Annotated in this window: 6 protein-coding genes and 1 tRNA gene; 6 read left to right on the top strand and 1 reads right to left on the bottom strand. The window is 68.0% G+C overall.

What is annotated here, in order from left to right; all coding sequences use genetic code 11:
• Positions 1-49 precede the first annotated feature (49 nt).
• The 6 genes from GGC30_RS05375 (at position 50) to pyk (ending at position 8,030) form a co-directional block, all read left to right on the top strand.
• Positions 50-126 (top strand) — tRNA-Met (locus GGC30_RS05375).
• Positions 127-328: 202 nt separating this feature from the next.
• Positions 329-2,353 (top strand): TonB-dependent receptor, encoded by a 2,025-nt coding sequence (locus GGC30_RS05370; RefSeq protein ID WP_153923015.1) that lies wholly within the window; start codon positions 329-331, stop codon positions 2,351-2,353.
• Between the two features lie 163 nt (positions 2,354-2,516).
• Positions 2,517-3,725, top strand: coding sequence for an LL-diaminopimelate aminotransferase (locus tag GGC30_RS05365; RefSeq protein WP_153923014.1), 1,209 nt, complete (start codon positions 2,517-2,519; stop codon positions 3,723-3,725).
• 2 nt (positions 3,726-3,727) lie between these two features.
• Entirely contained in the window at positions 3,728-4,672 is a 945-nt protein-coding gene (locus GGC30_RS05360) for a DUF808 domain-containing protein (RefSeq protein WP_153923013.1), read from the top strand.
• Between the two features lie 72 nt (positions 4,673-4,744).
• Positions 4,745-6,448, top strand: coding sequence for an alkaline phosphatase family protein (locus GGC30_RS05355; RefSeq protein ID WP_153923012.1), 1,704 nt, complete (start codon positions 4,745-4,747; stop codon positions 6,446-6,448).
• 136 nt (positions 6,449-6,584) lie between these two features.
• On the top strand, positions 6,585-8,030 hold the full coding sequence (pyk, locus tag GGC30_RS05350) for a pyruvate kinase (RefSeq protein ID WP_045810132.1): 1,446 nt from the start codon (positions 6,585-6,587) through the stop codon (positions 8,028-8,030).
• Here the strand turns inward: pyk and GGC30_RS05345 are convergent.
• Entirely contained in the window at positions 8,027-9,064 is a 1,038-nt protein-coding gene (locus tag GGC30_RS05345) for an oxidoreductase (protein WP_153923011.1), read from the bottom strand. The two genes, pyk and GGC30_RS05345, sit on opposite strands and share 4 nt — an antisense overlap.
• Position 9,065 lies beyond the last annotated feature (1 nt).

Below are 9,065 nucleotides of genomic sequence, written 5' to 3'. Positions count from 1 at the left end.
TCGCGGGCCTTCTCGATCCGTTCTTCCTTCACGATACACTACCGTTTGCCGCGGGATGGAGCAGCCCGGTAGCTCGTCAGGCTCATAACCTGAAGGTCGTAGGTTCAAATCCTACTCCCGCACCCAAGTTTTAACCCGCTATTCCCACTGGATAGCGGGTTTTTTCATGCCCAGAATCAAGCCGCGCGCTGATCTACATGGTTTTTGTAGGAAGGATGGGCTCTCGCTTAACGGCGATGCGGTTCGCGCCTCACGATCAATGGCGTGAGTTCAATCTTTCTTTCCAGGTCAGGCTTTGCCCTTGGCCGGCAAACCCGTAGGGACGGGGATGCTTCAAGATGTGACGCCGCCCACCGCCCTGCCCGAGATCGTCGTTACCGCCGCGCGTCTGCCGCCGGCGGCTGCCGACGCGGCGTTTTCCGTGGTGCGGATCGACGAGGCGGTGCTGTCGCGGTCGTCGCGTCTGGATGAGGCGCTACGGTCCGTGCCGGCGGTGTCGCTGTTTCGACGCACCAGCAGCGCGGCGGCCAATCCGACGACCCAGGGGATTTCACTGAGGGCCATCGCGCCGTCTGGAGCGGGGCGGACGCTGGTGCTGCTGGACGGCGTGCCGCTGAACGATCCGTTCGGGGGCTGGGTTATCTGGTCCCAGGCGACGCCGGAATCGCTGGAGAGCCTAGATGTGATCCGGGGGGCGGGCTCGGGCCCCTATGGCGCGGGCGCGCTGACGGGCACGATCACCCTGCGTGAACGCGGGAAAGGCGGCGCGCTGGATGTGTCGGCCTCCGAGCGGGGCGGGTTGCGGACGGCGGGGTCGGCGTCCACGCGCGTGGGGGCGGTGGCGGTGACGTTGAGCGGGTTGCGCGAAGTCAGCGACGGCTATGTGCCGGTGCGCGGGCCGGCGGCAGGCGCCGCGGATACGCCGCTGGATCTCGACAGCCGAAGTGCAGCGCTGCGGGTCGATACGGCCTTGGGACAGGCGAACCTGTCAGTGCGGGCGGCGACCTGGGAGGAGGATCGCGGATCGGGTCTGGCCGGAACGCGCGCCAACGCCAGCGGGCACAGCCTGAGCGCCACGGCGGCGCAGGCGCCGTCGGCCGACGGCTATGGCTGGCGGCTGCAGGCGTGGCGGATCGACAGCAATCTGGCAAATAGCTCGGCCTCGGTGTCGGCCGACCGCTCGACCACGACGCCGGCCAACGATCAGTTCAAGACGCCCGCGACGGGATGGGGACTGAATGCGGCGCTGCGCCGACGCATGGCGGATTTCGCGGGCGGACGGCTGGAGTGGGAGCTTGGCGCGGATGCGCGCTTCAACGACGGCGAGACCAACGAACTCTTCAGTAATCCAACGGGCGCGGGTTTCACCCGTATTCGGCGTGCGGGCGGGGAGACGGCTGTGGCCGGCGCCTATGTCGATGCGTCCTGGACCGCGGCCGAATGGCTGGTGGCTGGAGGAGTTCGGGTGGATCGGTGGGAGAATACGGGCGGATTTCGTCAGGAGAACACGCTGGCGACCGGTGCCGTCCTGCTAAACGAGAGCGACCCGGATCGGTCGGGCGAGGTGGTCAGCGCGCGTCTGGCCCTTCGGCGTGATCTGGGCGGCGGCTATGCGGCGCGGGCGGCAGCCTATTCCGGGTTCCGGCCCGCCACGCTGAACGAACTGCATCGGCCGTTCCGCGTCGGCAACGACATCACCGAGGCCAACGCCGCCCTGACGCCGGAAACGCTGAAGGGTGTGGAGACGGGATTGGCCTTCGACCGCGAGGGCGTGCGTTGGGGCGTGTCGGTGTTCTGGAACCAGATCGAGGACGCCATCGTCAATGTGACTCTCGGGTCCGGGCCGGCGACCTTCCCGCGCGCCGGGTTCGTGCCGGCAGGCGGCGTGGTGCGCCAGCGCCAGAACGCCGGGACCATCGACGCCTGGGGCGTGGAACTGACGGGGGCGCTGGACTTATCGTCAGCCGTTTCGCTGAACGCCGCTGCGTCCTGGACCGACGCCGAGATCGACGGCGGATCGTCCGCCGCGCAGCTGACCGGCTTGCGTCCCGCACAGGCGCCGGAATGGAGCGCGACGGCCGGGCTGGATTGGCGCGCGACCGATCGACTGACCCTGGCCTTGGCCGCACGTTATGAATCGAGCCGGTTTGACGACGACCTGAACAGCCGGGTGCTGGACGCCGCCGTGACGCTGGATGGGCGAACAGAGTGGGCCTTCACGCCAAACGCGACCCTCTGGATGGCGGCGGACAATCTGTTCGACGAGAATGTCGAGGTGTCGGAAACCGGCACGGGCGTCGCCGGATACGGCCCGCCGCGAACGCTCAGCATCGGTCTGCGGTTGAGCTATTGAGAACGCGGACCGGCTGTCTTCTCGACCAGGTTTTTGCGCGACGCACAGATTTCGTCCGCCTGACGGGTGAAAATGACCTTCAATGCTGTTGCGCGAGGCCGCTGGCGCGCTAAGCGCTAAAGGCGGTCGATCCACGGCCGCAGATCCCAACGACGAGCCTGTCATGTCTGAAGAATTCTACCGCATGAAGCGGTTGCCGCCCTATGTCATCGCCGAGACCAATGCGATGCGCGCGGCGGCCCGTGCGGCGGGCGAGGACGTGATCGATCTGGGGATGGGCAACCCCGATCTACCGCCGCCCCAGCATGTGATCGACAAATTGATCGAGGTGGCCAGGAAGCCCGACGCCCACGGCTATTCAGCGTCACGCGGCATCCCCGGCCTGCGCCGCGCCCAGGCCAACTATTACGGCCGCCGCTTCGGTGTTGATGTGGATCCCGAGACCGAGGTGATCGTCACCATGGGCTCCAAGGAGGGCTTGGCCAGCCTGGCCACCGCCATCACTGAGCCGGGCGATGTGATCCTGGCGCCCAATCCGTCCTATCCGATCCACACCTTCGGTTTCATTATCGCCGGGGCTGCGATCCGCAGCGTGCCGACTACGCCGGACGAGAAATATTTCGAGGCGCTGGAGCGGGCCATGGCCTTCACCGTCCCCCGGCCCAAGATCCTGGTCATGAACTATCCGTCGAACCCGACGGCGGAGACGGTCGATCTGGCCTTCTATGAACGCGTCGTGGATTTCGCCAAGGCGAACGACCTGTGGATCATCAGCGATCTGGCCTATTCGGAGCTCTATTACGACGGCAAGCCGACGGTCTCGATCCTGCAGGTGCCGGGCGCCAAGGACGTGGCGATCGAGTTCACCTCCCTGTCCAAGACCTACAGCATGGCCGGCTGGCGGATGGGTTTCGCGGTCGGCAACAAGAAGCTGATCGCGGCGATGACGCGGGTGAAATCCTACCTCGACTATGGCGCCTTCACGCCGATCCAGGCGGCGGCGTGCGCCGCGCTGAACGGGCCGCAGGACATCGTCGAGCAGAACCGCAAACTCTATCACCGCCGCCGTGATGTGCTGGTCGAGAGTTTTGCCCGCGCGGGCTGGGACATTCCCAAGCCGGCCGCCTCCATGTTCGCTTGGGCGCCCTTGCCGCCGGCGCTGAAGCATCTGGGCAGTCTGGAGTTTTCCAAGCAGTTGCTGACCCACGCAAAGGTCGCGGTGGCGGCGGGCGTGGGCTATGGCGAGAACGGCGAGGGCTTCGTGCGCATCGCCATGGTCGAGAACGAGCAGCGCATCCGCCAGGCCGCGCGCAACATCAAATCCTATCTGAAATCGCAGGGCGTTAATGTGCCGCCCAGCCGGGAAGACTGACTATGCCGTCTGGACTGATCGCGCTGCTGGACGATGTCGCCGGCATCGCAAAGCTGGCGGCCGCGTCGCTGGATGACGTGGGAGCGGCGGCCGGCAAGGCCTCGACCAAGGCCGCCGGCGTGGTGGTGGACGATGCGGCGGTGACGCCGCGCTATGTCATGGGCCTGTCGCCCAGCCGCGAACTGCCGATCATCAGCGAGATTGCGCTCGGGTCGTTTCGCAACAAGCTGATCTTCATCCTGCCGGTGGCCCTGGTGCTCAGCGCCTTCGCGCCCTGGGCCATCACCCCGATCCTGATGTGCGGCGGGACCTATCTGTGTTTCGAGGGGGCGGAAAAGCTGCTGGAGGCGATGGGGCACGGCGGGCATGAGGATGCCGCGCCGGTCGCGCGCGATGCGGCGGCGCTGGAGAAGACAACGGTGTCTGGCGCGGTGCGCACTGACCTGATCCTGTCTGCCGAGATCATGGCCATCGCCCTGGCCGATGTGGCGGCGCAGCCGATCCTGACCCAGGCCGCTGTGCTGGCTGTGGTCGGCATCGCCATGACCGTGGTCGTCTATGGCGCGGTCGGCCTGATCGTGAAAATGGACGACATCGGCCTGCATCTGGCTCAGCGGCCCAATGGCGGGGTGCGCGCTTTGGGGCGGGGTCTGGTCAAGGGCATGCCGATGGTGATGAGCGCCCTGTCGACGATCGGCACGGCGGCCATGCTGTGGGTCGGCGGCGGCATTCTGCTGCATGGTTCCCATACGCTGGGGCTGCACTGGCCGGCGGTACCGGTCGAGCATCTGTCGCATGCCGTCGGCGAACTGTTCGGGCCGTTGGCCGGCGTGATGAGCTGGCTGACGACGGCGGTGGCCTCGGCCGTGATCGGGCTGATCGTCGGCGGGGTGGTGGTGCTGGTCCTGCATCAGGTCGCGCGCCTGCGGTCCAAGGAATCGCACTAGGAGCGAGCCGGGCTGTCACGCGGGCGCCATCCGCAACAGCTAGAGGCCGCACGGCTGTTGTTGGAGTTGTTCATGTCCCTGTCGCGTCACGTCGCCGCCGCGTGTCTGGCCGTCTTGTCGATCGCGGGCGCCGCCTGTGCGGGCGCGCCGGTCGCCAAGCCGCCGGTTCAGGCCGCCGCGCCTCAGGCATCGGCTGCGGCCCTGACGCCGCCCAAACTGATCGTGACCATCGTGGTCGATCAGTTCAGCGCCAACCTCTTCAACCAGTATCGCAGCCGCTACAGCGGCGGCCTGCGCCGGTTGGCTGACCAGGGACTGGTGTCGATCAACGGCTATCAGACCCATGGTCTGACCGAGACCTGCCCGGGCCACTCCACGGTTCTGACCGGCATGCACCCGGCCGAGACCGGCATCCCCGCCAACGACTGGATCGACGGCAAGACCGGCAAGGAGGTCTATTGTCTGGCCGCGCCGCAGAACCATCTGGCGCACAGGCGTGACGACACCGACAACGGACCGGTGGGCCCGGACCAGCTGCGTGCGACGACGCTGGGCGACTGGCTGAAGGCCGTCAGTCCGGACAGCAAGGTCATGGCGGTGTCGGGCAAGGATCGCGGGGCGATCAATCTGGCCGGTCATCAGGGGCAGGCCTTCTGGTTTACCGACGGGTTTGGACTGACCACCTATGTCGAGCCGGGACAGACGGCCGAGGCGAAGCTGGCGCCAGTTGCGGCGTTCAACAGCGACTTCAACGCCTGGACGGCGGCGACGCCGACAGCCTGGGACTACCAGAACGCGGACTGCCGGGCGCTGGCGGGCGACTGGACCATTCGCGGCCAGACCTTCCATTCGGTGCTGCCGCCGGCGGGGCTGAAGTTCGACACCTCGCCATTGCTGGACGAGCAGACGCTGAAGGCGGCGGCATATCTGCTGGACAGCCAGAAGCTGGGGCAGGGGGCGGCGACCGACATGCTGGGCGTCAGCCTGTCGGCCACCGACCGGATCGGCCATATGTACGGCACCCAAGGGCCGGAGATGTGCGAGCAGATGCACCGGCTGGACGCGGCGCTGGGCGCCTTCCTGGACAAGCTGGCCGAGGTTCCGGGCGGCGCGCTGGTGGTTCTCACGGCCGACCACGGCGGTTCGGACTTCGTCGAGCGGCTGCACGAGCATGGCTATCCGCAGGCGCACCGCGCCGACACCGATGCGATCAAGGGCGTCAACGCCGCGCTGAAGGCGCGCTTCAACCTGGACGCCGATCCGCTGCAGTCCGGCGGAAGCGGCTGGATGGTCGCCGGTGCGGATCACAAGTCGCTGCCCGATCCGTTGCGGACACAGGTGGCGGAGGCGGCGGTCGAGATGCTGCGCGCCCTGCCCGACGTGGCCTTCGCCGAGACGCGCGACCGGCTGCTGGCCGAGCCCCTGCCCGACAGCCGTCAGCCCGAGATGATGACGGTGCGCGAGCGGATGCGGTTGTCGACCGTCGCCGAGCGATCGCCCGACATCCAGTTCGCCTGGACCCAGAACACCACCTCGGGCGGCCGCGTGGGCTCGACCCTGGCCGGACACGGAACGCCGTGGGAATATGACCGCCGCGTGCCGATCATCTTCTGGTGGCCGGGCGCCAAGGCCGAGGAGCGGTTCCTGCCGATCCGCACCGTCGATATCGCCCCCACGCTTGCCCATGTGATCGGCGTCGCCGCGCCGCAGGTGGAGGGCCGGTGCATCGATCTGAACGGGTTCGCCGTGGCGACTTGCGGGGCGGCGGCCAGATAAACTCCTGTTTCCGGCCGTCAACTCATGTTTCCTGAGGGGAAGGCGGCCTTACGCAGCGCGGGTTTCGTTGGCAGAAGAGGGCGAAATCGCCCAGGCGGCTCCGTTTTGCCGTCCGAGAGAGCCAACAGGAAACGTCATGAACCGAGCCCGTCGCGCGCGCATCGTCGCCACCCTGGGACCCGCCAGCCGTGCGCCCAGCACCGTCAAGGCGCTGGCCCAGGCGGGGGTGGACGTCTTCCGCCTGAACTTCAGCCACGGGTCGCATGAGGATCACGCCGCCGCGTTGAAGGCGGTGCGCGGCGCCGAAATGGCCCTGCAGCGTCCGCTGGGCGTATTGGCCGACCTTCAAGGGCCGAAGCTGCGTTTGGGGCGGTTCAAGGACGTCGAGATCGCGGTGAAGCCGGGCCACACCATGCGCTTCGACCTGGACCCGACGCCCGGCGATGAAACGCGGGTGCAGATGCCGCATCCCGAAATCTTCAAGGCGCTGCGCAAGGGCATGCTGCTGCTGCTGGACGACGGGCGGGTGCGTCTGCGTGTGGGCGAGCGGACCGATGAGTGGGCCGATGTGACGGTCGAGAGCGGCTCGAAGCTGTCGGACCGCAAGGGCGTGGCGGTGCCGGAGGCGGTGATCCCGGTCTCGGCCCTGACGCCCAAGGACCGTGAGGACCTGGCCTTCGCCCTACGGATGGGCGTGGATTGGGTGGCGCTCAGCTTCGTGCAGAAGCCCGAGGACATGGCCGAGCTGAAGCGGATCGTGAATGGTCAGGCGGCCTGCCTCGCCAAGATCGAGAAGCCGGCGGCCCTGGCCGATCTCGAAGCCATCCTCGACTATTGCGACGGGGTGATGGTGGCGCGCGGCGATCTGGGCGTCGAGCTGGATCCCGAGGACGTGCCGGTGGCGCAAAAGCAGATCGTGCGCGCGGCCCGCAATCGCGGCGTGCCGGTGATCGTGGCCACCCAGATGCTGGAATCCATGACCAGCGCCCCGGCCCCGACCCGCGCCGAGGCGACCGATGTGGCCAATGCGGTATATGAGGGCGCGGACGCCCTGATGCTGTCGGCCGAGACGGCGTCGGGCGACTATCCGCTGGAATCCGTCGGCATCATGAGCCGGATCATCGAGCGGGTCGAACGCGATCCGATGTGGCCCAGCCTGATGGGCGCCGAACACGCCGGCATGGACGAGCATGACGTGGACGCCCTGGTCGGGGCTGCGCGGATGGCGGCGAATGCGCCCTCGACAGGCTGTCTGGTGGTGTTCACGACCCTGGGCGGCACCGCGCGGCGGATGGCGCGCGAGCGGCCGCTGAAGCCGATCCTGGTGCTGACGCCCAATCCCAACACCGCGCGGCGGCTGGCCCTGGTCTGGGGGCTGGAGCCGCGTCTGGGCGAGCAGCCGGACTCGCTGGAGGCCGTCACAGATGACGCCGTCAACAGCGCGGTGAAATATGGTCTGGCCGAGCCGGGCCAGCGCATCCTGATCCTGGCGGGCACGCCGTTCGGGGCGCCCGGTGCGGCCAATCTGCTGCGATTGGCTCACGCGCCTGCAGCGACGTCGAAGGGCCGCAAGAAGAGCTAGAGAGCGATCTCGCGCCGCTCCGCCGCGCTGCGCAGACCGGCATCGAGGATGCGCATGACGGTCAGGGCCTGATCGGCTGGGACGGGCGGCGGTCCCTTGCCGAGGATCGCGTCGCGCATGGCGGCGTAGAAGGCGGGATAGTCGCCGCGCTCGGGCGTCGGCGTGGCGCGGACCGTTTCGCCGTCGATCTGTTTCGTCAGCACGCCGGGCGAAGGATCGACGCCCCAGTCCGTGTCGCCGGGACGCAGGCCGGCCTTGCACTGCCCCTCCTGGGCGTCGAGGCCGTGTTTGATGAAGCTGCCGCCCGCGCCGTGGACGGCGTAGCGGAGGCTGGCCTCGGCGGCGAGGTGGCTCATGTTCAGGATGACCCGCAGCCGGTCATAGCGCAGCAGGACGTGGGCGTAGTCGATGGCCGTGCCGCCGACCCGTTGGGCCTGGAGATCGGCATAGACGGCCAGGGGCGGGCCGAACAGTTGCACCGCCTGGTCGATCAGGTGCGGGCCCAGGTCGGCCCAGACGCCGCCGTCGCGCTGGTCCTTCCAACGGTCCGTGACGGCCGGACGAAAGCGGTCGTAGTGGCTTTCGAACACGGCGACGTCGCCTAGTTCGCCCTGGTCGATCAGGCGGCGCAGAGTCATGAAGTCGGCGTCCCAACGGCGGTTCTGGAAGATGCTGAAAACGCCGGGCGATGACGCTGCGACGGCGGCGACGGCTTCGGCGTCAGCCAGGGTCGCCGCGAAGGGTTTGTCCACCACCACCGACTTGCCGGCCCTCAAAGCGGCGATCGACTGTTCGGCGTGCAGGGCGTCGGGGGTGGCGACGACGATCAGACCGATGTCCTCGCGGGCGATGGCTGTGTTCAGATCGGGCAAGACCTCGACGTCAGGCAGGTCGGCGTGAACCGCTTCGGGCCGGGACGAGACGACGGCGGTCAGGGTCAGGCCCGGGGTCGCCGCGATCAGGGGGGCATGGAAGGTCTGGCCCGCCAGGCCATAGCCGACGACGGCGACGCCGATGGGTGCGTGTGAGGTCATG

Source organism: Brevundimonas sp. SPF441, from assembly GCF_009661015.1.
Lineage (GTDB): Bacteria > Pseudomonadota > Alphaproteobacteria > Caulobacterales > Caulobacteraceae > Brevundimonas > Brevundimonas vesicularis.
Note: the sequence above shows the minus strand (reverse complement) of the source record. Positions and strands in the feature narration are given on the sequence as shown.

What these genes read in the sequence shown, in the direction of transcription:
- GGC30_RS05370 (WP_153923015.1), top strand. Translation starts at nt 329, where the DNA reads ATGCTTCAAGATGTGACGCCGCCCACCGCCCTGCCCGAGATCGTCGTT.
- GGC30_RS05365 (WP_153923014.1), top strand. Translation starts at nt 2,517, where the DNA reads ATGTCTGAAGAATTCTACCGCATGAAGCGGTTGCCGCCCTATGTCATC.
- GGC30_RS05360 (WP_153923013.1), top strand. Translation starts at nt 3,728, where the DNA reads ATGCCGTCTGGACTGATCGCGCTGCTGGACGATGTCGCCGGCATCGCA.
- GGC30_RS05355 (WP_153923012.1), top strand. Translation starts at nt 4,745, where the DNA reads ATGTCCCTGTCGCGTCACGTCGCCGCCGCGTGTCTGGCCGTCTTGTCG.
- pyk (WP_045810132.1), top strand. Translation starts at nt 6,585, where the DNA reads ATGAACCGAGCCCGTCGCGCGCGCATCGTCGCCACCCTGGGACCCGCC.
- GGC30_RS05345 (WP_153923011.1), bottom strand. Translation starts at nt 9,064, where the DNA reads ATGACCTCACACGCACCCATCGGCGTCGCCGTCGTCGGCTATGGCCTG.